Below are 25,467 nucleotides of genomic sequence, written 5' to 3'. Positions count from 1 at the left end.
TAATATAGTAATATTAATTGTAGGTATACAAATGCCACTAAGGCTATCCACAAGATTATGTCCATCATGTTGTGAATTATAACAGATTAAGTAGGTAATAGTTAAACAAATATTGCTAGTATGTTGAATTTTTTTTATTTTGATGAATATATTTTGCAATATAAATGAATGGAGTTCCTAAAATCCCAGCAAGTCCTTTAATTAGATATGTGGTGATTATGATATCCATATAAGCTTCTTTTGGGAATATATTAAAATAAGTTGTGATGCTTACAAAAATTATTGTGTCTATTAGCTCGCTTACTAATGTTGATCCGTTGCTTCTTATAAATAGGAATTTTGGAAATTTATCTTTAATAAATTGAAATAGGTATATGTCATTTAATTGAGATATTATGTATGCAATAATTGATGCAGCTAATAAAATTGGAATCGAAGAAAAAATGCTTTCTAGGTTTTTTAGATATATATCAGAATTACTTGTTGAAAAATAAAGTTGAATATTTGTTATGAATGCAAAACTTAAGAAGCTTATAAATCCCATATAAACTGCTTTTTTTGAACTTTTGCGACCATAGAGTTCTGATAAAATGTCTGTTGCAACATATGATGATGCATAGATAATATTTCCAAGGGTGGCATTAAGTCCAAATATTGTGATTTGCTTTAAAACTTGAATGTTTGCAATTATTACAGATGATGTTACCCATGTGAATAGTCCTTTTTTTCCAAAAAGTTTGTATATAATAATTAAAATTGAATAGGTACAAATTAACATGATGCACCATAAAATTTCGTTATTCAAAAGGATTCCTCTCGTCATTTATGTATTTATTAATATATAAGGCTTATTATAATCTTTTAGATGTTGTTTTGCAAATTGTATTATTTTTTTAAAGACGTGTTTATGTTATAATTTTTATCTAAAGAATATTCTATAGGGGGATGTTTTGGATTTGACTAAAAACTTTAGTAGCATAAGTGGCAAGCAGAGGGAATCTCTTAAAACTTCTTTAATAAATGCAAAAAATAATAACTTTACAAGTTCAAATCTTGTAATGGCTGCTTAAATTAGCAGAGAGTTTTGTTGGGTTTTGCTTTGAGATTCAGCTTATACTCTTTCAAGACATCAAAGCTTGCTTAAAAATATTTCAAGTTTGTTTTTGGGGACTTTTTAAACTTGAGAGTAATTTGGTGGTTTGCTAGTTTTCCAAGCCTTATTACTTAAAAAAAATACTAGCTAAGCTTGTAGATACTTATGATATTATTTTTAGGACGCGGGTTCAATCCCCGCCATCTCCATTATTATTTTGTGTTAAAACACATGTCATTTAGAATAAAAGCGTCCTACCGGAATCGAACCGACATCATTAGCTTGGAAGGCTAAGGTAATAAGCCATTATACTAAGGACGCATAAGGAATAGAGATGATTGTATAAAAAAATACAATTTATGTCAATTGATTTTATTGTTAATTTTGTCTAGTATTTTTTTTATTTAGTAAGTACAATTATGTTAACTTTTGTGAAAGCTGACATGATTATGAAGGCTTTTTATTGTGTGGAGGATTTAATGGGAGAGAGAGGGGAAGTATACTCTGATAAGTTATTTACAAATTCTGATAGAACTTACTTTTTTAATGTTAAAGAGAATAGAAAGGGCGATTATTTTTTGAATATTGTAGAGAGCAAAAGAGGTGTTAATGGAAATTTTGAGAGACATTCAGTTTTTGTTTATGAAGAAAATATTGAAAAATTTGAGTTAAATTTATTAAGAGCAATTTCTGTAATTAAGAAAAAGGTTTCTGAAAATTCAGTTGCAAGAGAGGAATATCATAATGATTACGATTGTCATGGTTAAAGATCTGGAAGTGACAATCGTAGTTTGGAGAATAATTTGAATTTTGTTCAAATTAGTTTAAAGCTTTTTCTATGCAGATTTGAAATTCCATATTTTTTTATTGCTTCTTTGTGTTCTTTTGTTGGATATCCTTTGTTTTTTTTAAGTGCATATAGAGGATAAATTTTATCGTATTCATCCATCAATTTGTCTCTTTGTACTTTTGCAATGATTGATGCTGCTTTTATTTCATTTATCAAAGAATCTCCTTTAATTATTGCTTGGATCTTTTTAGCTTTTATTTTTGGGATAAATTTGCCGTCCACAAGTACCAAGTTGCATTCTATATTTAATTTTTCATATGCAATTTTCATCGCAAGAAGTGAAGCCTGATGGATATTGATTTTATCGATAATTTCATTAGATATTTTTGCAAACTCGTAATATGAATTTGCAAGTATTAGTGATGATAGATATTCTCTTTTTGATTTATTGAGTTTTTTTGAATCATCTAATTCATTTAAAAAGTTAGGTTTCCCTTTAAAAATAACAGCTGCACTTAGTACAGGTCCGAAGATACAACCTCGACCGACTTCATCAATTCCACAAATCATCATTATTCATTATAATATAAAATTATCTTTAATAAATTAATATTATTTGTAATTTGATTGGGAGTAGCTTTGTTTTTAGAGAAAATAGAACTTTTGGGTTTTAAATCTTTTGTTAAAATTCAGGAACTCAGATTAAATAGTAGTTTAAATTTTATTGTTGGGCCTAATGGTTGTGGTAAGAGTAATTTGTTGGATGCAATACGTTTTTGTATAGGGGAAGATAATTTAAATGTTCTAAGAGTTAAATATATTACAGATTTGATTTCTGCCTCAAAGTCTGGAGAAGCAAATTTTGCTGAAGTGACTCTTTTCTTTAATAATGAAGATTTATCTGTTAGTGATTTTAGAGATAGGTTTTACATTAGGAGGAGACTTTATAAAGATGGTACAAGTGAATATTTTTTGAATGAAGATACTTTAAATCTTAAAAGTTATATGAGTCTTATAAACAAATTGAGATTGAAGAATTCGCCTTATATGTTTATTAATCAGGGTAAAATTGAAAGGATTTCTTCAAGTGGAAATGTTAATTTGAAGACTCTGGTAGAAGAGGCAAGTGGAATAGATATGCTTAGGGTTGAAGAAGAGCAGGCATATAAAAAGTTAGAAAAGTCCAAAGAGAATTTAAATTCTCTTTGGACTTTAAGAAACGAGCTGAATGAGAAATATGAAAAAATTAGGAATGATTTTTTGCTTAAAGATAAGTATCAAAAATTAAAGCGCGATTTGGAAGAGTTTGAAAAGGAGTTAAGATTAAAAAAACTTTTTAATATCAATTTTGAGTTGAATGAACTTAAGAGTAAGTTGGATATTAAGGATATAGATAAGATATTATCTTTAAATAGCTTTTCCATTGAAAGTGTTAGGGAAAAGTTAGAGTTTTATTCTTTTAGGGAGAAAAATGTTATTAAAAATATTGAAGTAATTAAAAAGGAAATTGAAACCTTAAAATCCAAATTGCTTGAAATGGATATCAAGATTCAAAAATTAGAGCATGATAGAAAAGGAAAATTGAACTTGATAAACATCCTTATTAGTAATAAGGCACAAATTGAATCAGTAAGGGTCAGCGTAAATGAGGAACTAATGAAGTTGAATAATTCTCTTCAGTCTAAGAAGAGAGATTTTTTTGCTCTTACTGATGAAATAAATAGGTATACTAGGAGTTTTTTTGAACTTATTGATTTAGTTTTATCAATTTCTAAGGAGAGTAATATGGAGGAATTTGAATTATTAAAGAAGAATATTTTAAATTCCTTAAAACTTTTTGAAGACACCTTAAGCATAAAGTATATTAAAGAGATTAGGGAAAATTTACTTAAATATATAGTCAAGGAAGATAGGCTTTTAAATTTATTGAAAGAAAAAATTGAACCTATTTTTGAACAAAATGTTGATTTAAGGAAATTTTTGCTTTCAAAGAATAGTTCTAAGACTAGTCTTGCAAAGGAAATAACTACTATTGAGGCTTTAGTATCTGATAAAACGGCAAAGTTAAATGAGATATTAGGTGAAATTGAATATACAGAACTCTCTAGGCTTAAAAATGAAGATGAGATTAAGTTAATAGATAGTAATTTGAAATTTTTATTTGAAACTAGAGATGAACTTAGAGAAAGACTGAATAATTTGGACTTAAAACTGGGCGAATTAAGTCTGGAAAAGAGTGATATTAATGTTAATTTGGACAAATTTTTAAGTGAAGCTAAAGGTAGTGAATTGGTTTCTAGTAACGAGATTAACTCTTTAAATTTGTTAAATGCTTTTAAAAATTCATCTTACTATGAATATATGAAAAAACAGGCAGAATATGATATTTTATTCAATTCTAGCTTAGATATTGAAGATGATATAAAGAATTTTATTCTTGTTAATAAGAATTTGGAAAAATTTGAACTTACAGAGGATATGGCAAAAATAGATGCTTTACAAAAAGAAATTAATATGATTGAAAATAATAATTATGTTTTCTTTAATGTTGAGAGAGAATATAATGAGATAAAAGAAAAAGTTGAGAAAATAAATTTGCAAATAGATGACTTGAATTTGACTAAGGAATCTCTAAATAAGCTTAGGAGAAGAATAAAGAGGGAAATTGATAAGAGATTTAATGACGCTTTTGTTGAAGTTAATAATCATTTTATTTATTTTTTTAATCGAATATTTAAGGGCAATGGGAGTCTTTTTTATAGTAAGGATTCAGGTGATATAGAGATCAAAATAGACTTTAAAGATAAGTTAACTAAGGGAAATAAAATGTTCTCGGGGGGAGAACATTCTTTAATTAGTATAGCATTTTTGTTTGCTTTGTATTATTATTCACCAGCTTCATTTTGTGTGCTTGATGAAATAGATGCTTCCCTTGATTTTGAAAATAGTAATAAGCTGTCTGTATTTCTAAAGGAGCTTGGTCAAAGAGTTCAGTTGTTGATAATAACTCATAATATGTATGTTGCTCAAAGGAGTGAAAATTTAATAGGTATTACTAGTGATAATGGAGAAAGTGTAATATTTAATATATAATTTATTAGATATGTTGGGGAATTTATTATGAGAGAGACAAAGTTTCATTTTCGAACGTATTTTTTAGTTTTGATGTTTTTGGTAATTATTATTTCCTTTATTACTTATTTTTATACATATAAAATGATTGAAGAGACTCGCAGAGATACGGAAAAAGATTTAAATCGAAAATCAAAATTATTTAATATGGAAGATTTTTATTTTGATTTGAATTCTAGTCTAAATATGGATGATTTTTTCTTTCCCAAACTTAATTTTCCTGATGGTAAATTAAGTGATAGTATAATGCATCATCAGTCAGTTAGTGAGGAGCTGCTTAAGAGTCTTTGGATAAAGTCAGATAATTTATTTAATATTGATTTGGAAAAAGAGAGTGAATCCTTAGTTAATAAAATTTTGGAAAATTATAAGTGAATAAAGAATATTTTGTTTATTGTAGTTTTTTATTGTTTATTGTTAATATAGCATCTTCTTTAGCCTTTGATAATAAATACATTACTTATAATCTTGATTTTAGTAGTGAGAATCAAGAATTTTTGGTAAATACTAATTCAAAATTTAATTTTTTTTTTAAGGATGATGCTTGGATTTATATTAAGAATGATAACAATAAGTCTTTTATTAAGCTTTTAGCAGAATCTTACCAGGATGGAGTAGCCATATTTACTTTTCAAACTTCAAGCAATTTTGGAAGTATTATGTTGACTTTTAAATATCAAAATGTGAAAGATTCTAGAGAGTTTACCAAAAATGTAATTTTGAAGATTGTTAAGAAAGAAGGAATATCCAAGTTAGATGAAATTAATCTAGGGGATAATTTGGATGTAAATAAAGGTATTGAAACTAATAAAAGCTCAGGGTTAGGTAACAAGAGTGCTAATAATTTAAGCTTGAGAGATGTTATGAAAAGGGCTTTGAATTTGTCTTATATTAATGACTATAAAGGAGCTATTGAGTTGCTTAGTAGGTATGATTTTGATGATAATGAGTATACTTTATTAAAGGCTGAACTTTATTATAAAAATGGAGATTATTTGAATTCTTATTTGAATTATTTGAGTTTGAGGGATAAATCTTTTAATCAGATTTTTTTAAATTTGATTAATCTTGGAATTAAGTTAAATAAAGTGGAGAATGTATTAAGAGATGTTAGATTTTTGATAAAGAATGATATTGATTTTGGTGAGGAAATTTATCTTGATATTCTTGAATTTTTGTTAATAAATGGTGAATATGATTTTTTTTTAAATTTAAGTTTGTTATACTACCCTAAGTATTTGGACTCAAAATTTTCAGATAGATATAATTATTTGTTGGGCAAGTTGTATGAGACTGAGAGTGAGTATAAAGATTTTGTAAAGTCTATTAGTTACTATAAAAGAGTTATTGATGACTATCCTTTTAGCAGTTATTATGATCTTTCTAAATTGAGATATTTGTTTTTGAAAAGGTTTTTTTAGGAGAATTTGGTATGATTAGGCGTAAACTTACTAAACAACTTGAAGTGATTAAAGATTATCTTTGGGATATGAAGGAATGTGTTCTTAAAATAATTGAAAATTCTTTAATAGCTTTGGAATCTAGAGACAAAAATTTGGCTAAAAAGATTATCAATGAAGATGAAAAAATGATAGACGATTATCAATATGATATTGAGGATCTGTGTGGACGCATAATTGCTACTGAACATCCTGTTGCTACTGAACTTAGAGAAATTTTGGCGATTATTAAGATAATTAACTCCCTTGAACGTATTGCAGATCATTCTACTAAAATTGTAAAGGTTGCACTCCTTTTAGAATCTAATGTAGAAGATTTTTTTTCAGTTGATACTTATCAAAAGCCTTTAAGAGAAATGGCTGATACAGCAAAAGATATGCTTGCAAATATTTTTGATGCTTACTTTGATGGAGATTTTGTTAAAATACTTAAAATAGTAAAGTATGATAATATTATAGATAAATTATTTTTGAAACAAAAGACAGTTGTGATTGATGCAATGAAAAATAATCCAGAGAATTTGGATTATCTTTTAAATATACTATTTTTAAATAGTTTTTTAGAAAGAGTTGGAGACCATGTTGCAACTATAGGTGAGTTACTTTATTTTGTTAAAGTGGGAGAAAAAGTAAATCTAACTTAAGTAGGTGTGCATCTAATTATTGAATAAACAGTTATAAGTTACTCTATTTATCTGATTTTTTTATATGTTGCTGGCATGATGTACTCTAGGTTTTTATTGCCTTTAATTGTTTCTGAATGACCAATAAGTAAGTAAGAACCATCTTTTAAATACTGATTAAATCTTTCAGTGAGTTTATTTCTAGTTTTTTCATCGAAATAAATCATTACGTTTCTGCAAAAGATCAAGTCAAATTTTTTATTGAAAGGAAAAAATTCATTTATTAAGTTTAATTTTTTAAATTGAATCATTCCTTTAAGTGTATCTTTGACTTCAAATTTGTCGTTTGTGATTTTGTTCAAATATTTGATTTTTAAATATTTTGGGAGTGTCTTTACTCGATCTTCAGTATAGATTCCTTGTTTAGCTTCATTAAGAACGGTAATTGAGATATCTGTTGCTAGGATTTTTGCTTTGCAATTAATTTGATTGCTTTTTATATGTTCATTTACTATCATTGCAATTGTATATGGTTCTTCTCCACTTGAGCATCCGGCTGACCATATTCTTATTTCTTTTTCTCCTGATTGAGACATTTGTTTAAACATTTTGGGTAAGAGTTTTTCCTCTAGAAATTTAAAATGATTAGGTTCTCTAAAAAAATAAGTATGATTTGTCGATATTTTGTCCACTAATTCTATTAAAGATATTTTGTTTTTTTGATTTTCTAAGTAATTAATATATTCTGTAAAACTATTTAAATTTTTTGCTTTGATTATCGATGATAGTCGACTTTCAATTAATAATTTTTTTTTCTCGGTAAGATTAATACCGAAATTATTATAAATTATTTTGGTGAGTCTAATTAGTTCTTCTTGGTTTATTTTTATATTAAACTCGTTATTCATATGTATTATTTTCTATCATATTTTTTATTATTAAGTTGTAGGGAACTTTTGAGTTCCAAAAATATTTTACATACATTTTTGATATGATATTTTATATCATATCAAAAATGTATTTTGATATAAATGTTTTAATTGAAATAATGTTTTAATTATGTTATTTTAATATCTAAAGTGTTATTTTACTTACATGATAAGGGTTGTTTTTATGCGTAGAAAAGGAAGGCAAACAAAAGAAGTGATATCCAAAATTGATTTTAATGATAAAAGAGTTGGGATATGGGGGCTTTTAGCACTTATCTTAATTGTATTTGGATTTATTATTGCACCCTTAATGCCAGGTTTATTTGATAGTACTGGTTCATCTAATGTAAAGTTTGGATCTTATAAAGGACAAGCGATTTATTATGAAAAAGATAATAAATTTGCTCAATATGTTAATTCTTACTCAAGGTTTTATTCTAAGCTGAAAAAAGATAATAATTTTGATATGGAATATTTTATTTGGCACTTAGCTTTTAAAAAGTATATTGAAGATGTTGCTTTTCTTGATTTGGCAAAGACTAATAATTTTTATGTTTCAAAAGGTATGTTGAATAAAAATTTAATGAGTTCTCCTGTGTATTTGGACTCTAGCGGTACTTTTAGTCCCAAGAGATACAATAAAATTTCTGATTATCAGAAGTTTAAAATTCATCGTGAAGCAGTGGAGAATTTACTCTCTTCGAACATGCAAATTTTTTTAAATAGTAGCTTCATATTGCCAGATTCTATTTTGAACTCTATTAAGAGGATGAATGAAGTTAGAAAAGAGATTGCATATGTTGTGCTCTCATACCAGGATTTTCCGAAAGATGAGGTGATCTCTTATGCCAACCAGAAACAGAAATTATTTAGGAGTTTGGATGTTGTGTCTATTCGTTTTAAGAATTTAAGGGATGCTAGTGATGCTTATGGGAAATTGTCTAAGGGTGTGCCTTTTGAAGAGATTGCTAAATTTTATTCTGAGGATGTTGCTAATTTTAAAGGTATTGCTTCTTCTAAGAAATATTATTTTGATTTGGATCTTATGCTTGAGAAAAAGGAAGATCTTGCTGCAATTTTTGCTCTTAATATGAATGAATTTACAAGTCCCATTAAATCTAGGAATGGAAATGAATATGAGATATACAAGGTATTGAGTGATATTTATTATTTTGATAAGGATTTAGAACATGATATTAGTTCTGTTAGGAGGTATATAGAAACTTACGAACCAAATGTTATTGAGACGTTTCTTGAGAATAAGCTTAATGCTATTCTAGCTGAAATTAATTCTGGTAGACCGCAACAAGTTTTTAAGAAACATAAGTTGGAATTAAAAGAAGATGTTGTTAATCTTGCATATAATATAAGTATTTATCCTAGCACTTTAAAAGGGTTATCAGTTTTTGTCAATAGCAAGGATTTTTATGATGTCATTTTTGGTTTGAAAGAAGATCAGTGGTCTAAGCCCTTTTTAGCAGATCGCAAAGTTTATCTATTTTATTTGCGTTCAAGTGGTAAGACTTCTGTGAGTTCTGATAATTTAGGTGAGGAAAATCATATTTTTGATAGTCTTTATCAGGCAAATAATAAGTTAGTGTTAGATTATATTTTAAGTAAAAATAATTTTAAGGAAAATTTTAATGATGCATTCTTTTCTTTACAAGATTTTGCGTTAAAGACTAGCAATTAGTATATTTAGACATTTATGTTGTTATTATTATAAATAATAGATAAAAATCATGTGGTATGTGTTTTGGAAAATGGATTATATTTCTTTTTTTAAGTTTATTTTCTTGTGTTAAAGGGAATAAGGATTTTGTTGTTTTTAATAAAGATGTTAGAAATAATAGTAAGATAAATTATTCTAATTTAGATGCAAGTGGCGATACAGGAGAGGATGTTTTTGATTCTCTTATTGACCTTAAGGGTTACAAGATTTTGTCAGTTCATCAAGAAAATTTAAATTTAGATGTTTACTTTGAGAAGGTGGTTTTAGCGCAGAATTTTTCAGATCTTAAAACCTATTTATTTATTATTGGTTTTGATCCAAAAAGTCATGAGGAAGTAGTCCTTTTTAAGGCACAAGTAGATATTGATTCTAAAAATTCTTACAATATGTATCTTGAAGATATTACTGGTGATTATAATCTTGATATAGTAGTTCAAGGCTTTTTAGGTGAGGATTCTGTTTTGTATGTCTTTCAAAGGGCAGTTGCTAATGATGTTTCATCGTATAGGCCTATATTTTTTGATAGAGTCAATGGAAGTATTATTATAAATAAGTATGAGAGATCTTCGGCTTATGATGATAAACAATCAAATGAGAGTTATTCTATTTCTTTAGAAAGATATGAAAAGCAGGGTGAAGATATGATGATCAGTAAAATAGAAAAGTATGAGTATTCTCAATTACAAGGCATATATCATCCTTCGTCTACTAGTGAGAAGATCAGACGAATGGATAATGATGTATATAAGACTTTAGGGAATTTGTCAAAAGATGAAGTTTATAAATTTTTATATGGTGTTTGGTATGATAGAGATGCATATCAACATTCAGGTAAGTCAAATGTTGACAATATTTTATTTTTGTCATTTAATAGACATCTTAATGAAATTAGTATTTTAAAAAACAATTCTCAAGAAATTGCACACATTGAGTATATCTCGAAACCTGCCTATAATATTCTTAATATTAGTACTAAATCTATTTTTTCAGATTTGATAGTATATAATTTTTGGATTAAAATTATTGATATCAATAATATTGAGATAAAAATTGATACTGGAACAGATGCTTATGATAAGTATGGATTCTCAGGTCTTTTTAAGAGGTTTGATGATTCTGTTTTAGTTGAGGATGGTAAGGATTCTTTGTTTATTCCAAATGGTAATTATGCGTATAAGGATGTCATTTATGATTTTTCTTATCCTAATCTTATTTATATGGCTGAAGATAACATTTATTATGGAATTTTTGATGTTTTTAGTTTAAATGATAATTTAATACTTGAGTATGAAATTAGAATGGGTGAGAATAAGATAAGCGAAGCTTTTATTGTTGAGTTTAGCGAGAAAATAATGCAGAATCAAAAATTTTCCACGCTTATTCTTAATCCTATTAAAATTTTGAAAGATGAAATAAATTTGGTGAAAGGTCAAAAATTAAAACTTGAAAGGATAGAGAAACTAGGGTAAATTTTATGAAAATCTTAAGAAGTATTGTTACTTATATTAATTTTTTTCTATTTATTTTGATTTTTGCAGTTTTATTTCCAGTATTTTTAGTTTTTAAGCTTTTTAAGCTTGAGAGTTTTTTTATGAAATTTAGTTTTCCATTAATTAGATGTGTTCTTAAGGGTAGTTTATGGCTTTCTGGAATTAAGGTTGTTGTTACAAGTGATAATGATTGTTATTTGCATAAGGGTGGTGTAGTCATTATGTCAAATCATATTGCTTCGATGGATCCACTTTTTTTAATATATATATTTGTAAGACCCTTTGTTGTAATTGCTAAGAGATCGCTTTTATATATTCCGTTAATTAATTTCTTATTAATTTCTATGGGATCTATTTTTATAAATAGAAATAGTATAAAATCTTCTGCTATTACTCAAAGGAAAGCTGCTAAGGTTATTCAAGAAGGAGGGGCTATTGTAATTTTTCCTGAAGGAACTAGAAATCGAGGTGGAAAAACAAGAGATTTTAAAAGAGGTTCTGTTAATCTAGCTTTAAAGACGAATTCTCCAATTATGCCTGTTACTTTGCTTAATACACATAAAATTTTTATTAACAATTGGATATTGAATTCAGGATTATCTATCTATGTACATGTTCATTCTTTAATAGATGTTTCTAAGTTGACAGATGATGAAAAAAATAAGCTTCATGTTATTGTTAGAGATAGGATAGTTAAAAAACTAGAAGAAATGAAAATTCAATATAATATTGATGGGAATTTAAATGAAGATAAATAGTTATGATGAGAGCAAAATTGTTACCTTGTCTTCTCTTGAACATATTAGATTACGGTCTGGGATGTATATTGGGAGATTGGGAGATGGTTCTAATATTGATGATGGTATTTATATTTTAGTTAAAGAGATTATTGATAATTCAATTGATGAATTTATCATGGGTTATGGCAAAGAAATTTTTATAAAGAAGGAAGATAATGTTGTTAGTGTAAGGGACTATGGTCGTGGGATTCCTCTTGGAAAGGTTGTAGAGAGTGTTTCTATTATTAATACTGGTGCTAAATACAATGATGATGTTTTTCAATTTTCTGTAGGACTTAATGGAGTTGGAACTAAAGCAGTTAATGCTTTGAGTTCAAAGTTTTTAGTAAGGTCAATAAGGGAAGGTAACTTTTTTGAGGCAATTTTTTCAAAAGGAAATTTAATTAATACTACAGAGGGCAAATCTAATGAACCAAATGGCACTTATATTGAATTTTTAGCTGATGCGGAAATTTTTGGTAAATATAAATATAGTGAAGATTTCTTACGGAGGCGATTTTTTCATTATGCTTGTTTAAATAAGGGTTTAAAAATTAATTATAATGATCAAATTTTTCAATCAAATAATGGGCTTTTAGATTTTATGAATGCTGAGATTAAATCTGAGGATTTGCTTTATGATTTTGTTTATTATTCTAGCAAGACTTTGGAATTTGCCTTTTCTCATACAAATAATTATGGCGAGACATATTTTTCATTTGTAAATGGGCAGTATACTAGTGATGGAGGTACTCATCAGACGGGATTTAGAGAAGGTTTTGCTAGAAGTATTAATGATTTTCTAAAAAAGACATATTCATCTACTGATATTAGAGAAGGACTTGTAGCTACTCTTTCGGTTAAGATAAAAGACCCAATGTTTGAAAGTCAGACTAAAAATAAGCTTGGTAATGTTGAGACTAGAAGTAATGTTGCTAAGGAAGTGCAAAGAATAATTTTAGAAATCCTTTATAAGGATAAGATACTTGCAAAGGTAATTGAGAACAAAGTTGTTGATAATGAACGTCTTAGAAAAGAATTAAGTAGTGTACGTAAAGAGGCAAAAGAGAGAGCAAAGAAAATATCTTTTAAGATTCCTAAGCTTAAGGATTGTAAGTTTCACTTTAATGAAAAGAGTCTACAATCTGATGCTACTATGATCTTCTTAACTGAAGGAGATTCTGCAACAGGTTCAATGGTGTCTTGTAGAGATGTTTATACACAGGCTATATTTTCTCTTCGTGGTAAGCCACAAAACATGTTTGAAAAGAGTAAGTCAGAAATATATAAGAATGAAGAACTTTATAATATGATGGTAGCACTTGGCATTGAAGAGTCAATTGAGAATTTGAGGTATAATAAAATAGTGATTGCTACAGATGCGGATTTTGATGGTTTTCATATTAGAAATTTGCTTTTAACCTTTTTTTTGACTTATTTTGAAGATTTGATTTTAAATGGGCATATGTATATTTTAGAGACACCACTCTTTAGAGTAAGGAATAAAAATGCTACTATTTATTGTTATTCTGAGGAAGAGAAGCAAAAAGCTATTCTTGAGCTTAAAAATCCTGAAGTTACAAGATTTAAAGGACTTGGAGAGATTTCTCCAAGTGAGTTTAGAGGTTTTATTGATGTTGCTAATATTAAGCTTACAAAAGTAGATCTTATCAACATTAAGGAAATAAAAGAGCATTTAGGATTTTATATGGGGCCAAATACTCCTGAGAGGCGAAACTTTATTATGGAGAATTTAATTTAATGGATATTAAAACGTTACTTAATGATAATTTTTTACAATATTCATCTTATGTTATTAAAGATCGTGCGATCGCGAGTATTATTGATGGATTTAAGCCTGTCCAGAGACGTATCATACATTCTCTTTTTGAGATGAATGATGGCAATTTTCATAAAGTTGCAAATGTTGTTGGAAATACGATGAAATATCATCCCCATGGGGATACTTCGATTTATGAAGCGCTTGTTAATATGGCAAATAAGGATTTGTTTATTGAAAAACAGGGAAATTTCGGTAATCTTTTAACAGGTGACCCTGCTTCTGCATCACGTTACATTGAATGTCGGTTAACTCCTTTGGCATTTGAGGTACTTTATAGCAAGGAAATAACATCTTATGAACCTTCTTATGATGGTCGAAATGATGAACCTTTAATTTTTCCTGCCAAAATTCCTGTAATACTTGTTCAGGGGAGTGAAGGAATTGCAGTTGGAATGGCTGCTAAAATTCTTCCTCATAATTTTAATGAGATTTTGAGTGCTGTTAAAAGTGAGTTACTTGGAGAAACTTATGAACTTTATCCTGATTTTCCAACAGGTGGAATAGTAGACGTTAATGAATATTCTGATGGAAATGGGAAGGTTTTGGTTCGTGCAAGAATTGAGCCTACAGATGATAATAAGGCCATTTTAATAAAAGAATTGCCATTTGGAGAAACCACTGAGAGTTTGATAGCTTCAATTGAGAAAGCAATTCGAAAAAATTATATTAAAGTTTCAAGCATTAACGATTTTACTACTGAGAATGTTGAAATTGAGTTAACTCTTCCAAGAGGAGTGAATGTGAATGAAGTTATTGAAAAGTTATATCATTATACAAATTGTCAAATTTCTATTTCTGTCAATTTGCTTTTATTGAGTGAAAGATATCCTGTCATTTATACTGTCACAGATATTATCAAGTTTCATGCTGAGCATTTGCAAAAAGTTTTAAAGATGGAACTTGAATTGGAAAAGAATAAAATACTTGAGAAGATATTTTCTAAAACTTTAGAACAAATATTTATTGAGAAAAAAATTTATAAAATTCTTGAGGTTATTTCTAGAGAATCTGATGTTATTGGTATTGTGATGGATGAAATTTTAAAGTATAAAGATAGCTTATCTAGAGAGGTTGTTTTAGATGATATCGAAAATTTGCTTAGAATTCCTATTAGAAAGATAAGTATGTTTGATATTGATAAAAATAATAAAGATATTCGGACTTTAAGTAAAGAATTAAAAAGTGTAGAGAGCAATATTCAGTCAATTAAGGGTTATTCAATAAATTTTATTGATAAGCTTCTTGCAAAATATTCTAAAGTTTATCAGAGAAAGACGGAAATCTCTTTTATTAAGTCAAAAAGTGTTAAAGAAATAGCTACTAAGAATATGAAGGTTTATTTAAACCTAAAGTCAGGTTTTGTGGGAACCAGTCTTATTGATGGTGATTTTATTGGTAATGCTAGCTATTATGATAAAATACTGATATTTAGAAAGAATTCTTATATTTTAAAAAATATTGAGGATAAAACCTTTATTGATAAGAATAATGTGAATGTTTTAGTATATGATATAAATAATTCTAAAGATCAAGTGTTTTCTATAATCTATCTTAATAAATCAGATAATTTTTATTATGTTAAGAGGTTTAGGATAGATAAATTTATTACAGATAAGGTTTATAATTTTTTAAATGATGAGGATGAATTTATAAATTTTGCTTTAAATCCAAAATTTGTAGAATTTTCCACTAGCAAGAATGTTATTAAAGTGATTAATATTGATGATTTTATGGTTAAATCACGACTTTCTTTGGGTAAGAGGATTTCAAGCAGTGTTATTAAGAAAGTTAGGTTTAAATAGATTTATGGCAAATTAAATATTGAATAATTTTCTTGATGTGTGTATAATCAAGTATTGAATGGTTATATGGGGGTTTTTATGAAAAGAATGTTTATTTTGGTGTTGTTTTTACTTAGTACTATTTTTGGCTTTGCCCAAGGTTATGATGAGGTAAATCCAAATAGTTCTGGTAATGTGGAAAAGATGTTACTTTATGAGACCTATAAGAAGAGTTCTTTATTACCTTTCTTATTGAATCTTTTTGTAGGTTTCGGGGTAGGTTCTTTAGTGCAGGGTGATATTACTGGTGGGCTACTGTCTTTAGGATTTGATACTTTGGGTTTAGGTTTAGTAGGTTATGGTGCATATTCTGTGTATCAATCTTATTATAAAAGTGTTGATAAGAAACCATCAGTAGTTAGTTTATCTATATTGACGTTAGGAGGGGTTACTATGGCTTTAACCCGAATTGTTGAAGTTATACTTCCCTTTACATATGTGTCTGGTTATAACAAGCGACTTCAACAGAATTTAGGAATTATGTTGGGAGGATTGCAACCTGGTTTTGACATGAATTTTAACAGAGATGGTGATTTGATGTTTGATCTTTATTTCACTAAGAGATATTGATTATAAAGCTTAAACCAAAATTTGAGTAGTTATAATTTATTTTATAACTACTCTTTATGTTATTAATTTTTATAGTTACTTGTTCTTAAATACCTTCGTGAGAGTATATTTTTAAGATCTTGGTTATTTTTACTTGTATTTTTAAGCTTAGAATTTGTATTTATTATCTATATTGTTTAATTTCACGACTTAAATCTTTTTTTATGCTTTTCTGTTTTAATAGTTCCCGTTTATCAAATAATTTTTTACCTTTGCATATTCCGAGTTCTACTTTGATTAGTGAATTTTGCAGATAAATTGATATAGGAATTAATGTGTATCCTTCTTTTTCTTTAAACTTTTTTAGCTTTTGTATTTCTTTTTTTGTTATAAGGAGTTTTCTATGTCTTGTTTCTTCGTGATTGAAAATATTACCTCCTTTATACTTTGATATATGTAAATTTTCAAGCCATATTTCATCTTTTTTAATGTTAGCAAAGCTATCATTGAATGAAAATTTTTTTAGCTTGATGGATTTAACTTCAGTTCCTTTTAAAACAATCCCGCATCTTATTTTCTCTTCAATAAAATAATTAAATTTTGCTTTTTTATTTTCGAGGAGTAATGAGCTCACATCTATTCCTTTTCAATAACTAATCTAAATCCAATGTTGGGCGAGCTCCAATATTTTAAGAATGAAGCTTTTGTTGAAGGCTTTAGTATTGAGGTATTGTAGTTATATGTTCTAATTTCGGTAATTAGTGAGTTGAAGTTTGAATTTGTAGAATATATATCATTTTCGTTTTGAAATAATATGAGATCATTGAGGCTTGAATTTTGCATTAGATTCCAAAATCCAACTTTTTTAGATATTTCGTTGGCATTTATATTCTTTATAGATTTTGGTACTTCTCTTTGATATAGTTCCCATTCTTGAGATATAGGAAGTCTTGCTTTAAATCCTTTAGGTAGATTTGAGGAATACCATTTGGCATATTCTATTGCTGCGTAATAAGATATGTAAGTGATATCTTCATTTGATGACATTTGTTTGAAAGTTTTAAGATAGCTTTCATCTACAAGTTCTTCTTTTATTAGATTATCTTTATTGTTTGGTGCCCACTTTGGATTTTCATTTAAGAAATCTTGATATTCAGCTTTAGTAACATTTTTATTCTGGATTAAAAAGTCTTTTAACTTATATGTAGTTTTGAGTGTAATGTCTTTTGAGTATAACTTATGATTTTGGATAATTTCAATTTTTTGTGATGCTATTTTCTTAAAATTCTTTAGGTATAAATTTATATTTTTATTTTCAAATTCTAGTATTTGATTTTCATTATTTAAATTTTCTATTAATGTTTGAAACCATTTTTCGTTGGATATTTGTTTTTGTTGTTCTTTATTTAAATTTTCAAAAAACCAAATTATTGCTCTATTTCCTATATGAAAGTTTTGTTGTAGGGATTCCCATATTTCTTTGTTATTATTACTGTTTATTGAATAGATGTTTTTATATGATACAAGGAATTCTTTAAACATTGTACTCGAATGTATATATGGAATTGAAGTTTTAAAAAATTTTTTTATGTGTTCTGGGCTATTTTGTAAGTCGTTTACAATTAGCGAGAAGACGGGAATTAATTTTATATTGTCATTGGTATTTTTAATTTTTGTCATAACTGAGAGTTCTTTTTGTCTTTGAGCGATGATCTTATCAGGATTTTTTAATTTTAAGTCAATATTGAATTTGTAACTTGTGAAAAACCTGTTTTGTATCTCAATTTTCTTTTCATAAGTCTCAAATCCTAGTCTTTGAATCTTTAAGGTTCCTTTGGTAGCATTTATATATTTTTTGAGAGGAGTTCTTCCAATATATTTTTCATTTAGATAAACATGTGCATTATTAATATTAGTTTTTATATTTAAGTATGCTCCAGGATTACTTGCTTTGGTATTTACGATTAAACTAAATGCTATCATTAAGGGTAGAATAAGTATTATAAATGAAACGTAAATTTTTGGGCTTATTCCTAATATTGGTTTTAATTTTACTATAAATGATTTCTCATTAATGTTAAGATTACCATTTTCGTTGAGCATATAAGGTGATTATAAAAAAGTATTAGAAGAAATTCAATATTATATGTTTCTTTGTTTGTGTTTATCTTTAATTGGGAAAAATATAAATAGTATTATGTATGCAATTGCAGATTTTGTTCTTTTTAATAATTCTTTGTGTTATGAAAGTATTGATAATTATTAGTTTTATGTATAATTTAGTTTTGAGGATAAGTATATGTATTTAGAAAAATTAGATAGGTTTGCTAGCTTTTTAGTGAAGATCATTGAAAAATATTTGACTTATAGGAAGAGACAAAAATACCTTTATAAGGTGAAAGCTAAAAGACGAGGTTTTGTTCTTAACTTTTTGCTTGAACTTTTAGGTGCTTCGGTTTTTGTTTTAGCAGTAAATCAGTATTTTTTACAAGCATATAGAATTCCGTCAGGATCAATGGAAAATACTCTTCAGATTGGAGACTTATTATTTGTGGACAAATTTTCTTATGGACCTGAACTTTTGCCAGGATTATATAAGGTAAATGGGATCAAAGAACCAGATGAAACAGAGATTGTTATTTTTGAAAATGTGGAATATAAATCAAAAGGGCTTTTTTTTGATATTCTGCATAGATTACTTTATATGTTGACTTTTAGTTTTATTGATCTTGATAGAGATGAAGATGGAAATTCTAGTGTTAGGTTTCTTGTCAAAAGAGCGTTGTTTGCAGATGGTAAGCTTGTAAGATTTCGACATGGGATAGTGTTGGTTCAAAAGGAAGGTGAAGAAGGCTTTATGGAGGAAAATTCTTATAAATCTTCATTAGGGTATAATTTTAGTATTAGAAAGATTATAGAAGATACGGATTATAAGGTTTATGATAATCTTGCTATGTTTGTTGCATTAAATCAATTAAACATTAATTTAGAAAATATGTCTGATTTTTCATTTTTTAATGTTAGGGAAATTGATAAATTTGAAATTGAGAGATTGGAGTACCGTTATTTGGTGGCTTTTATGCCATATGTTGATTATTATATGGAGAAAGCAATAATGAGAGATTATGGGATATATGTTCCTTATGGATATATATTACCTATTGGGGATAATAGGGATAATTCTTATGATGGTAGATTTTTTGGTGTCATAGATAAAAGTAAGATTCTTGGTAGAGCTTTTTTCGTGTATTTCCCTTTTTCTAGAGTAGGTTTGATTTAAATATGGCGGCGTATTTAACCTTCGAACAAAGACTTTTAAGAAAAAAGAGAAAGCAAAAACTTTTTAAGATTATTTTATTGTTTTTAATATTAAATTATGTTTTTACAAAATTTGTTTTACAAATTTTTACTTTTCAAGGTGATGATATGTTACCTTTAATAACAAAGAATCATAGTTTAATTTTTATTTCAAAATATATGCGCTCTTTTTTTATTCCTTTAAAAGTAAATGATATTGTGCTTTATGAAGATTTAACTTTGAGGAACAATTTTATTTTAAGTTTTTTTAGGGACTTATTTTTTTTAAACAAGTTTTTTAATGCAAAAAGTTATAAAATTGCAAAAATAGCTGCTACTCAGGGAGATTTAGTTTATGTTAGGGGTTTTGATGTCTTGGTTCATAGGAAATCTAACAATTCTTATTATTTGAATGGTAATTTTATGCGTGATTATAGATTAGACGATTTTTTTAGATTAGATGAGGTGGTTAAGTGTTTTGATTTAAAAAAAAATGAATTTTTTCTCTTGAATGAGAATTCAAGAATTTTAAATGATTCTAGAGTGTTTGGGCCTGTTAAACAGTCCCATATTTTGTATTTTTTGGTATTAAGGATAATGGGTTATAAGATTGTTAAATAGAATTTTTGTTGATGCTGATTCTTGTAATTTGCAGATAATAAGATTTTTACAAAATTTTGTGTTAAATAGAAGTATGGAACTTGTTTTAGTTGCAAATAGACAGTTAAATTTAGAGATGACGAAGAATACTTTTATTAAAGCTGTAAGCGATGTTGATTCTTTTATTTTAGGCTTAGTTGATAAGAATAGTATGGTGATTACTAGGGACATACTATTTGTTAAAAATTTATTGGATTTGGAAATTAAAGTTATGAATGATGAGGGTCAAATTTTTGATGTGAATAATATAAACTATTTGTATTTTCGATCTAAATTAAATGTTAATTTAGATATTAAATTAAAAAAACATTTTCATAAGGAAGTTAATAAGGTTAGATATTCAAATTTCACAATAAATTTTCATCGTTTATTCTTTAGTTAACTTTTTATTTTCGATTTTCCATAAGCCTTTTCCTTGGGTTAGTATGTAGACGGTTTTATTTGATATAGGTATAATGTCATTAAGTTTTGTTTTACTTAATTGTGAACCATTATAGGAGCCTGGTAATACAGATTGTGAAGGTGATTGCAGAGCAAACGTATCTTTATCTTTGATTAGTTCTACGAATCCATTGTTGCTTCCTATAAGTATTACTCCGTCAACTTCTCTTGCAAAGTATGCAGTAAATTCTCCTATTCCGTCGCGATTAAATATTGGGTTTTGGTAATTATCTTTACTTGAGTATATTTTGAATTTGTTATCTAAGGTATCATCTTCTCTTCCAGTGAATACTAAAGTTTCTTTGTTCCCGTGAATGCTTGTTTCTATTATTGCCATTATTTCATTTTTTGAGTTTACGTTTATAGGGCCTATACCATTTAATTGCCAAATTTTTGCAAATCTTCCTGTAATTAATTTAGTGTCATTTGAGAGTTGATAAAATTTGTCATTATTAGTTGCACTTTGAGGAGTTTTATTATTTCCATTTATATCTAGAATAATTTGCTTGTCATTTTCTCCTAATGCTAGAATTAAAGCAGAATTAACACCACTTTTATCTATGGATTTTAAGAATTTCATTGGAATTAGATTCTTTTGAAATAGAAGTTTCCAATTGTTTTTATCAAGGGTATAGAGTTCTAATTGTCCATTTTTATTTTGAGCTAATAAGTATGTTATTCCTGATACATTGACAAGGTCAATGACAAACTTGTAAGAATTGCTAAAGTTTACTCTTTCAACATTGCCATTTTCTTTTTTAAATAGATGCATAGCTGCAATATAGAGAGTATCATTGACTAATGAGATGCCATTTGGGCTTGAACTGTCTAAGATGTTGTTATTGCTATTTATTTTTTGCAGCTTGCTAAGCTGGGAAAAGATAGATTCACTTGAACATGATAGTAATAAAGCTAACACTATTAGTTTTATCATAAATTTTTTAAAATCTTTTTTATCCATATTTACCTACAATTTGTTTATATTTACCATTACTGAGAGTGATATTAGTAAAAAATGACCGGTTTTAGCCGAATTTCCGAATTCAAACATTGTCCACCATGCAGTTGTGAGTCCTAAAGCCCATTGGTAGTTGAAATTCCATAAAATTCCAGAACCAATGGATATTACAGGTATTATATCAAAAGTTCTTAAATTTGAGATGCTATCGCTTTTATTTCCGTAAGAACTTAATGCAAATCCTATATTTGAAAATATGGGTATTTGAAAAAGTTCACCTATGTCAAAGATATAGGTTGTTAAGAATGTGATAGGTACTATGCTGAGCGTTTTACCTATGCCAGAATCGGGGTTTAATAAGTTAAATGAATGATTGATGTCGGAATTAAATAAATATCTAAGCTCGAGACCTATAGATAAGGCGCTTAGTATGTGATATTTATATTTAAGTGATCCAATTCCTCCTGGGTATAGATTTGAAGAAAAGATATTTAATAAATCATTGTAAAAGAGGGGAATTCCTAAGCTTAGGTCTATTTCTATGATAGAATTTCCTTTTTTATCAATTGAATATGCTTCAATTCTTTTAACATTTGCATAAGACAAAGATAATAGGATGAGCCCGACTAAAAGATTCTTTTTCATTACTCTCTACATTTTAAAAACTTTTTATTTTAAGGTTATTATATTGAAAAAAAGCTTTTATTACAATTGATTTTTGTATAAGTCTATTTTTATTTATGCTTAAAATTCAAGTATAGTATAATATATAGTGTTTTGATCTGAATTGGTGGAGGTTTTGACTTGAGCAATGTTTTTGATGGTAAACTTTTTGCAAATCGATATTATTTATTATTGAAAGAGTTTTTAATACACCATGATTTGGTAGATAAAATTTCTTTAAAAGTAGTTTTGGCGAATGATAACCCTTCAAGTAAGCTTTATGTTGCTATTAAGGAGCGAGTATCTAAGAGTATTGGTATTAATTTTCGTGTTATTAAGTTAGCCAAAGATTCAGGACAAGAGGATATTTTACAATTGATTGAATCTGAAAATGTAAATGAAAATACTGATGGAATTATTGTTCAGCTTCCTCTTGCTAACGAAATAAATGTAAATATGGTTTTAAACAGTATAGTGAGTACAAAAGATGTAGATGGACTTTCTGATATTAGCTTGGGTAAATTAGTTTTGGGTGATAGGAGAGGATTTATTCCTTGTACAGCCCTTGCTGTTTTAAAGGTTTTGTATGATAAGAGAATAGAAATTTCTGGTAAAACTGTTGTTGTGATTGGAAGGAGTTCTCTTGTTGGCAGGCCTATTTCTATTTTGCTTTCTTGTAAACCCTATGATGCAACCGTAATTACTTGTCATAGTAAGAGTGTTAATTTAGGTGTTTATGTAAGGCAAGCAGATATTATTATTTCTGCTGTTGGAAAGCCTAAGTTAATAGATGCTAGCATGATTGCTGGTCATCCTTGTGTCATTGATATTGGTATTTCTGGGGTAGAAATTGATGGTAATAATGTTCTTGTAGGAGATGTTGATTTTGAAGCAATTAAAGATAATGTTAAATTTATTACTCCTGTAACAGGTGGAATTGGTCCTGTTACAGTTCTCATGTTGATGTTTAATACAATTAAGGCACATCTAATTAGGCATAATAAGTTTGATGTTTTAGAACAGTTATTAAAGTTAGTGGAGGTTTAAATGTCTGGTCATAGTAAATGGTCAACTATAAAGAGGAAGAAAGGTGCTCTTGATACTGAGAGAAATAAAATTTTTACTAAATTAATTCGTGAGATAAGTATTGCTGCTAAGATGGGTGGAGGTGATATTAATTCTAATTCTAGATTGAGACTTGCTGTTAATAAGGCTAAGGTTTCTAATATGCCTAAGGATAATATTGAAAAAGCAATAAAAAAAGGAATTGGTGATAATATAGGTGCAGAATATTGTGAGCTTACCTATGAGGCTTATGCTTCTTATGGTGTAGCTTTAATAATTCATTGTTTAACTGATAATAAAAATAGAACGGCAAGTGAGATACGTAGTGTGCTCTCAAAAAGTGGTGGTTCGCTTGGGTTTCCAGGCTCTGTATCTTATATGTTTCACAAAAAGGGATTGATTTCTTATAGCTTGGATAAATATCCTGCAGATGAAATAATGGATCTTGCGTTAGAAGCAGGTGCAGAAGATATTTATAGTGAAGGTTCTCAAGTAGAGGTGATAACAAGTGCTGATAGTTTTGAAGCTATTTTATCTGTTTTAAGGGCTAAATTTGAGGAGGATATTGCTGAAATTGCTCTTATTCCTGAGAGTAAAGTTTCCTTGAATAAGGAACAGATTGATAAAGTCCTTGCTATTATTGAAAAATTAGAAAATGTTGATGACGTTCAAGAAGTTGTGCATAATTTAGAGATTGTTAATGAAATTGATTAGTTTTTGATTGGATTTTTTCTGGAGATTGGGTATGAGGATATTAGGCATCGATCCTGGTCTTGCAAATGTTGGATGGGGACTTTTAGATCGAAAGGGTAGTAATTACATGTATGTTAAAGATGGAACTATCATAACTAAGTCTTCTATGTCTTTGAAAGATAGGCTAAAATTAATTTCTAATGAGATTGCTCTTATTATTGATCGATTTAAACCTGATGTTGCAAGCATTGAAGATATTTATTTAGCTAAGAATAAGAAAACAGCTATAAGGGTTGCTGAAGCACGAGGAGCTATTCTCTTAACCTTTGCTTTGAAGAATTTAGATTTTTATGAATATACCCCAATACAGGTCAAGAATTCAATTTCTGGATTTGGTAGGATTGAAAAAGTGCAAGTAGAGTACATTATGCGTGTTTTACTTGAAATGGAATCTGATTTTGTTTTTACTAGTGATCATAGTAGTGATGCATTGGCGCTTGCAATTTGTCATTGCAATCATCGATTATAATATACCTCTATATTTTGTTTCTAAATCATTTAAGAATAAAAAAATATTAGTAGTATTGTTGTAACTGACTATATCAGCAGTTTTTGAAGTTTATTAAGATCGAAAAACTCAGTTAAAAGATATTATTATTTATTGTAGTTTTTGTGTTTGGGTTGATGTTTGAGGCTTTTCACTCTGAATTTATTATGAATGTATTGTATGGGTATAAAGTAACTGATAATGAATTTATTTGTACTGTTAATTTTGCTGTTAATAGGAGTAGGACAAACTTGAGTTTTTATGTATTATAATTGAGTTTTATGATCAATAAAATTTATGGTAAAATTGTAGAAAAGAGAGATTCTAGTATTGTCATTTCAGCACTTCCCTTTGAATTTGAGATTTTAGTTAGTTCTTTTTGCAAGGCGGAATTGGCTCTTCTGGAAGATGTTGAAATATTGACTTATTTTCATCTTAGAGAAGATGAAATTAAACTTTTTGGGTTTTTAGATATATCAGAGAGAGAAATTTTTGAGGAGCTGATTAGTGTTGATGGAATTGGTCCAAGAGCAGCTTTAAAGATATTATCTGGAATGAAATATGATAAATTTAGAGATGCAATTGAGAGGGAGGATGTTGAACTTATTTCTAAGGTTAAAGGTATTGGAAGTAAAAAGGCTGGCAAAATATTTTTAAAGCTTAGGGGAAAACTTGTTAAGACTGATGATTTGAGTTCAGATATGTTTAAATTTAAAGATCTTGAGCAGTCAATTGTTAATATGGGCTTTGACAGAAAATTGGTTGTATCTGCGATCAAGGAAATTTTACTTACCAATGAATTTCTAATGTTGAAGGAAGTTGATCAGGAACAATTTTTGTTCAGAGAAACTTTAAGAAGGCTTTCAAGCTAGATTTTAGATT

The 25,467-nt window shown here is 27.8% G+C and carries 24 protein-coding genes, 1 tRNA gene, 1 other RNA gene and 1 pseudogene; 19 read left to right on the top strand and 8 right to left on the bottom strand.

The window, feature by feature from the left end; translation table 11 throughout:
• Positions 1–115: 115 nt before the first annotated feature.
• Positions 116–805, bottom strand: coding sequence for a queuosine precursor transporter (locus N187_RS00240; protein WP_025419284.1), 690 nt, complete (start codon positions 803–805; stop codon positions 116–118).
• 136 nt (positions 806–941) lie between these two features.
• On the opposite strand from N187_RS00240, the gene ssrA reads away from it, so the two are divergent.
• Positions 942–1,305, top strand: a transfer-messenger RNA (tmRNA) gene (gene ssrA, locus N187_RS00235).
• Between the two features lie 36 nt (positions 1,306–1,341).
• Here the strand turns inward: ssrA and N187_RS00230 are convergent.
• Positions 1,342–1,414, bottom strand: a tRNA-Gly gene (locus N187_RS00230).
• 158 nt (positions 1,415–1,572) lie between these two features.
• Here N187_RS00230 and N187_RS00225 point away from each other — a divergent pair.
• Positions 1,573–1,839: pseudogene (locus tag N187_RS00225) on the top strand (DUF3276 family protein); the annotation flags it as partial.
• Between the two features lie 68 nt (positions 1,840–1,907).
• Here N187_RS00225 and N187_RS00220 read toward each other — a convergent pair.
• Complete coding sequence (locus tag N187_RS00220) at positions 1,908–2,453, bottom strand: ribonuclease HII (RefSeq protein ID WP_025419282.1); 546 nt, start codon at positions 2,451–2,453, stop codon at positions 1,908–1,910.
• Between the two features lie 69 nt (positions 2,454–2,522).
• Between N187_RS00220 and N187_RS00215 the strand changes: the two genes are divergently transcribed.
• The 4 genes from N187_RS00215 to phoU are packed head-to-tail and all read left to right on the top strand — an operon-like array spanning position 2,523 to position 7,119.
• Positions 2,523–4,976 carry an AAA family ATPase gene (locus N187_RS00215; RefSeq protein WP_025419281.1) on the top strand — a complete coding sequence of 818 codons (2,454 nt, stop codon included), beginning with the start codon at positions 2,523–2,525 and terminating at the stop codon, positions 4,974–4,976.
• A gap of 27 nt (positions 4,977–5,003) precedes the next feature.
• Positions 5,004–5,390, top strand: coding sequence for a hypothetical protein (locus N187_RS00210; RefSeq protein ID WP_025419280.1), 387 nt, complete (start codon positions 5,004–5,006; stop codon positions 5,388–5,390).
• Positions 5,387–6,436, top strand: coding sequence for a hypothetical protein (locus tag N187_RS00205; RefSeq protein WP_025419279.1), 1,050 nt, complete (start codon positions 5,387–5,389; stop codon positions 6,434–6,436). The genes N187_RS00210 and N187_RS00205 overlap by 4 nt, the downstream gene beginning before the upstream one ends.
• An 11-nt stretch (positions 6,437–6,447) precedes the next feature.
• A complete protein-coding gene (gene phoU, locus N187_RS00200) occupies positions 6,448–7,119 on the top strand; it encodes a phosphate signaling complex protein PhoU (protein ID WP_025419278.1) in 672 nt (223 codons plus the stop codon).
• 47 nt (positions 7,120–7,166) lie between these two features.
• Here phoU and N187_RS00195 read toward each other — a convergent pair whose 3' ends face one another.
• Positions 7,167–8,006, bottom strand: coding sequence for a CheR family methyltransferase (locus N187_RS00195; protein ID WP_025419277.1), 840 nt, complete (start codon positions 8,004–8,006; stop codon positions 7,167–7,169).
• Positions 8,007–8,211: 205 nt separating this feature from the next.
• On the opposite strand from N187_RS00195, the gene N187_RS00190 reads away from it, so the two are divergent.
• The 6 genes from N187_RS00190 (at position 8,212) to N187_RS00165 (ending at position 16,282) form a co-directional block, all read left to right on the top strand.
• Positions 8,212–9,720, top strand: coding sequence for a foldase protein PrsA (locus tag N187_RS00190; RefSeq protein WP_025419276.1), 1,509 nt, complete (start codon positions 8,212–8,214; stop codon positions 9,718–9,720).
• A 56-nt stretch (positions 9,721–9,776) separates the two neighbouring features.
• Entirely contained in the window at positions 9,777–11,228 is a 1,452-nt protein-coding gene (locus tag N187_RS00185) for a pallilysin-related adhesin (protein WP_025419275.1), read from the top strand.
• Between the two features lie 5 nt (positions 11,229–11,233).
• Positions 11,234–12,007 carry a lysophospholipid acyltransferase family protein gene (locus N187_RS00180; RefSeq protein WP_025419274.1) on the top strand — a complete coding sequence of 258 codons (774 nt, stop codon included), beginning with the start codon at positions 11,234–11,236 and terminating at the stop codon, positions 12,005–12,007.
• Positions 11,994–13,790, top strand: coding sequence for a DNA topoisomerase IV subunit B (locus N187_RS00175; protein WP_025419273.1), 1,797 nt, complete (start codon positions 11,994–11,996; stop codon positions 13,788–13,790). The genes N187_RS00180 and N187_RS00175 overlap by 14 nt, the downstream gene beginning before the upstream one ends.
• On the top strand, positions 13,790–15,673 hold the full coding sequence (locus N187_RS00170) for a DNA topoisomerase IV subunit A (protein ID WP_025419272.1): 1,884 nt from the start codon (positions 13,790–13,792) through the stop codon (positions 15,671–15,673). Before N187_RS00175 ends, N187_RS00170 begins: the two co-directional genes overlap by 1 nt.
• A 78-nt stretch (positions 15,674–15,751) precedes the next feature.
• Positions 15,752–16,282 carry a P13 family porin gene (locus tag N187_RS00165; RefSeq protein ID WP_025419271.1) on the top strand — a complete coding sequence of 177 codons (531 nt, stop codon included), beginning with the start codon at positions 15,752–15,754 and terminating at the stop codon, positions 16,280–16,282.
• A 163-nt stretch (positions 16,283–16,445) separates the two neighbouring features.
• Here N187_RS00165 and smpB read toward each other — a convergent pair whose 3' ends face one another.
• Positions 16,446–16,895 carry an SsrA-binding protein SmpB gene (gene smpB, locus N187_RS00160; RefSeq protein ID WP_407918941.1) on the bottom strand — a complete coding sequence of 150 codons (450 nt, stop codon included), beginning with the start codon at positions 16,893–16,895 and terminating at the stop codon, positions 16,446–16,448.
• A 2-nt stretch (positions 16,896–16,897) separates the two neighbouring features.
• Complete coding sequence (locus tag N187_RS00155; RefSeq protein WP_025419269.1) at positions 16,898–18,364, bottom strand: SUMF1/EgtB/PvdO family nonheme iron enzyme; 1,467 nt, start codon at positions 18,362–18,364, stop codon at positions 16,898–16,900.
• Positions 18,365–18,560: 196 nt separating this feature from the next.
• On the opposite strand from N187_RS00155, the gene lepB (N187_RS00150) reads away from it, so the two are divergent.
• Genes lepB (N187_RS00150) through N187_RS00140 form a run of 3 tightly spaced genes read left to right on the top strand, consistent with a single transcriptional unit; the run spans position 18,561 to position 20,600 of the window.
• The gene (gene lepB / locus N187_RS00150; protein ID WP_025419268.1) at positions 18,561–19,541 is read left to right on the top strand and encodes a signal peptidase I; all 981 of its coding nucleotides are present in this window, start codon (positions 18,561–18,563) and stop codon (positions 19,539–19,541) included.
• Between the two features lie 2 nt (positions 19,542–19,543).
• The gene (lepB, locus tag N187_RS00145; RefSeq protein ID WP_025419267.1) at positions 19,544–20,179 is read left to right on the top strand and encodes a signal peptidase I; all 636 of its coding nucleotides are present in this window, start codon (positions 19,544–19,546) and stop codon (positions 20,177–20,179) included.
• Entirely contained in the window at positions 20,169–20,600 is a 432-nt protein-coding gene (locus tag N187_RS00140) for a DUF188 domain-containing protein (RefSeq protein ID WP_025419266.1), read from the top strand. Before lepB (N187_RS00145) ends, N187_RS00140 begins: the two co-directional genes overlap by 11 nt.
• On the opposite strand, the gene bamB is transcribed toward N187_RS00140, so the two are convergent.
• Both bamB and N187_RS00130 read right to left on the bottom strand, forming a co-directional pair.
• A complete protein-coding gene (gene bamB, locus N187_RS00135) occupies positions 20,586–21,620 on the bottom strand; it encodes an outer membrane protein assembly factor BamB (protein ID WP_025419265.1) in 1,035 nt (344 codons plus the stop codon). The two genes, N187_RS00140 and bamB, sit on opposite strands and share 15 nt — an antisense overlap.
• A gap of 6 nt (positions 21,621–21,626) precedes the next feature.
• Positions 21,627–22,262 (bottom strand): BB0027 family outer member beta-barrel protein, encoded by a 636-nt coding sequence (locus N187_RS00130; RefSeq protein ID WP_025419264.1) that lies wholly within the window; start codon positions 22,260–22,262, stop codon positions 21,627–21,629.
• 159 nt (positions 22,263–22,421) lie between these two features.
• On the opposite strand from N187_RS00130, the gene N187_RS00125 reads away from it, so the two are divergent.
• The 4 genes from N187_RS00125 to ruvA all read left to right on the top strand — a co-directional run bounded on the left by N187_RS00125 (position 22,422) and on the right by ruvA (position 25,457).
• Positions 22,422–23,327: a bifunctional 5,10-methylenetetrahydrofolate dehydrogenase/5,10-methenyltetrahydrofolate cyclohydrolase gene (locus N187_RS00125; RefSeq protein WP_025419263.1), complete on the top strand. Its 906-nt coding sequence runs from the start codon at positions 22,422–22,424 to the stop codon at positions 23,325–23,327.
• Complete coding sequence (locus tag N187_RS00120) at positions 23,328–24,059, top strand: YebC/PmpR family DNA-binding transcriptional regulator (protein WP_025419262.1); 732 nt, start codon at positions 23,328–23,330, stop codon at positions 24,057–24,059.
• Between the two features lie 31 nt (positions 24,060–24,090).
• Complete coding sequence (ruvC, locus tag N187_RS00115; protein ID WP_038443329.1) at positions 24,091–24,567, top strand: crossover junction endodeoxyribonuclease RuvC; 477 nt, start codon at positions 24,091–24,093, stop codon at positions 24,565–24,567.
• Between the two features lie 299 nt (positions 24,568–24,866).
• Entirely contained in the window at positions 24,867–25,457 is a 591-nt protein-coding gene (gene ruvA, locus N187_RS00110) for a Holliday junction branch migration protein RuvA (protein WP_025419261.1), read from the top strand.
• Positions 25,458–25,467: the final 10 nt, after the last annotated feature.

It is taken from the genome of Borrelia anserina Es (assembly GCF_001936255.1).
Lineage (GTDB): Bacteria > Spirochaetota > Spirochaetia > Borreliales > Borreliaceae > Borrelia > Borrelia anserina.
Note: the sequence above shows the minus strand (reverse complement) of the source record. Positions and strands in the feature narration are given on the sequence as shown.

Excerpts from the sequence above, each read along its gene's own strand:
- N187_RS00220 (WP_025419282.1), bottom strand. The coding sequence starts at position 2,453 with ATGATTTGTGGAATTGATGAAGTCGGTCGAGGTTGTATCTTCGGACCT.
- N187_RS00210 (WP_025419280.1), top strand. The coding sequence starts at position 5,004 with ATGAGAGAGACAAAGTTTCATTTTCGAACGTATTTTTTAGTTTTGATG.
- phoU (WP_025419278.1), top strand. The coding sequence starts at position 6,448 with ATGATTAGGCGTAAACTTACTAAACAACTTGAAGTGATTAAAGATTAT.
- N187_RS00195 (WP_025419277.1), bottom strand. The coding sequence starts at position 8,006 with ATGAATAACGAGTTTAATATAAAAATAAACCAAGAAGAACTAATTAGA.
- N187_RS00190 (WP_025419276.1), top strand. The coding sequence starts at position 8,212 with ATGCGTAGAAAAGGAAGGCAAACAAAAGAAGTGATATCCAAAATTGAT.
- N187_RS00185 (WP_025419275.1), top strand. The coding sequence starts at position 9,777 with ATGTGTTTTGGAAAATGGATTATATTTCTTTTTTTAAGTTTATTTTCT.
- N187_RS00180 (WP_025419274.1), top strand. The coding sequence starts at position 11,234 with ATGAAAATCTTAAGAAGTATTGTTACTTATATTAATTTTTTTCTATTT.
- N187_RS00175 (WP_025419273.1), top strand. The coding sequence starts at position 11,994 with ATGAAGATAAATAGTTATGATGAGAGCAAAATTGTTACCTTGTCTTCT.
- N187_RS00170 (WP_025419272.1), top strand. The coding sequence starts at position 13,790 with ATGGATATTAAAACGTTACTTAATGATAATTTTTTACAATATTCATCT.
- N187_RS00165 (WP_025419271.1), top strand. The coding sequence starts at position 15,752 with ATGAAAAGAATGTTTATTTTGGTGTTGTTTTTACTTAGTACTATTTTT.
- N187_RS00155 (WP_025419269.1), bottom strand. The coding sequence starts at position 18,364 with ATGCTCAACGAAAATGGTAATCTTAACATTAATGAGAAATCATTTATA.
- lepB (WP_025419268.1), top strand. The coding sequence starts at position 18,561 with ATGTATTTAGAAAAATTAGATAGGTTTGCTAGCTTTTTAGTGAAGATC.
- lepB (WP_025419267.1), top strand. The coding sequence starts at position 19,544 with ATGGCGGCGTATTTAACCTTCGAACAAAGACTTTTAAGAAAAAAGAGA.
- bamB (WP_025419265.1), bottom strand. The coding sequence starts at position 21,620 with ATGGATAAAAAAGATTTTAAAAAATTTATGATAAAACTAATAGTGTTA.
- N187_RS00130 (WP_025419264.1), bottom strand. The coding sequence starts at position 22,262 with ATGAAAAAGAATCTTTTAGTCGGGCTCATCCTATTATCTTTGTCTTAT.
- N187_RS00120 (WP_025419262.1), top strand. The coding sequence starts at position 23,328 with ATGTCTGGTCATAGTAAATGGTCAACTATAAAGAGGAAGAAAGGTGCT.
- ruvC (WP_038443329.1), top strand. The coding sequence starts at position 24,091 with ATGAGGATATTAGGCATCGATCCTGGTCTTGCAAATGTTGGATGGGGA.
- ruvA (WP_025419261.1), top strand. The coding sequence starts at position 24,867 with ATGATCAATAAAATTTATGGTAAAATTGTAGAAAAGAGAGATTCTAGT.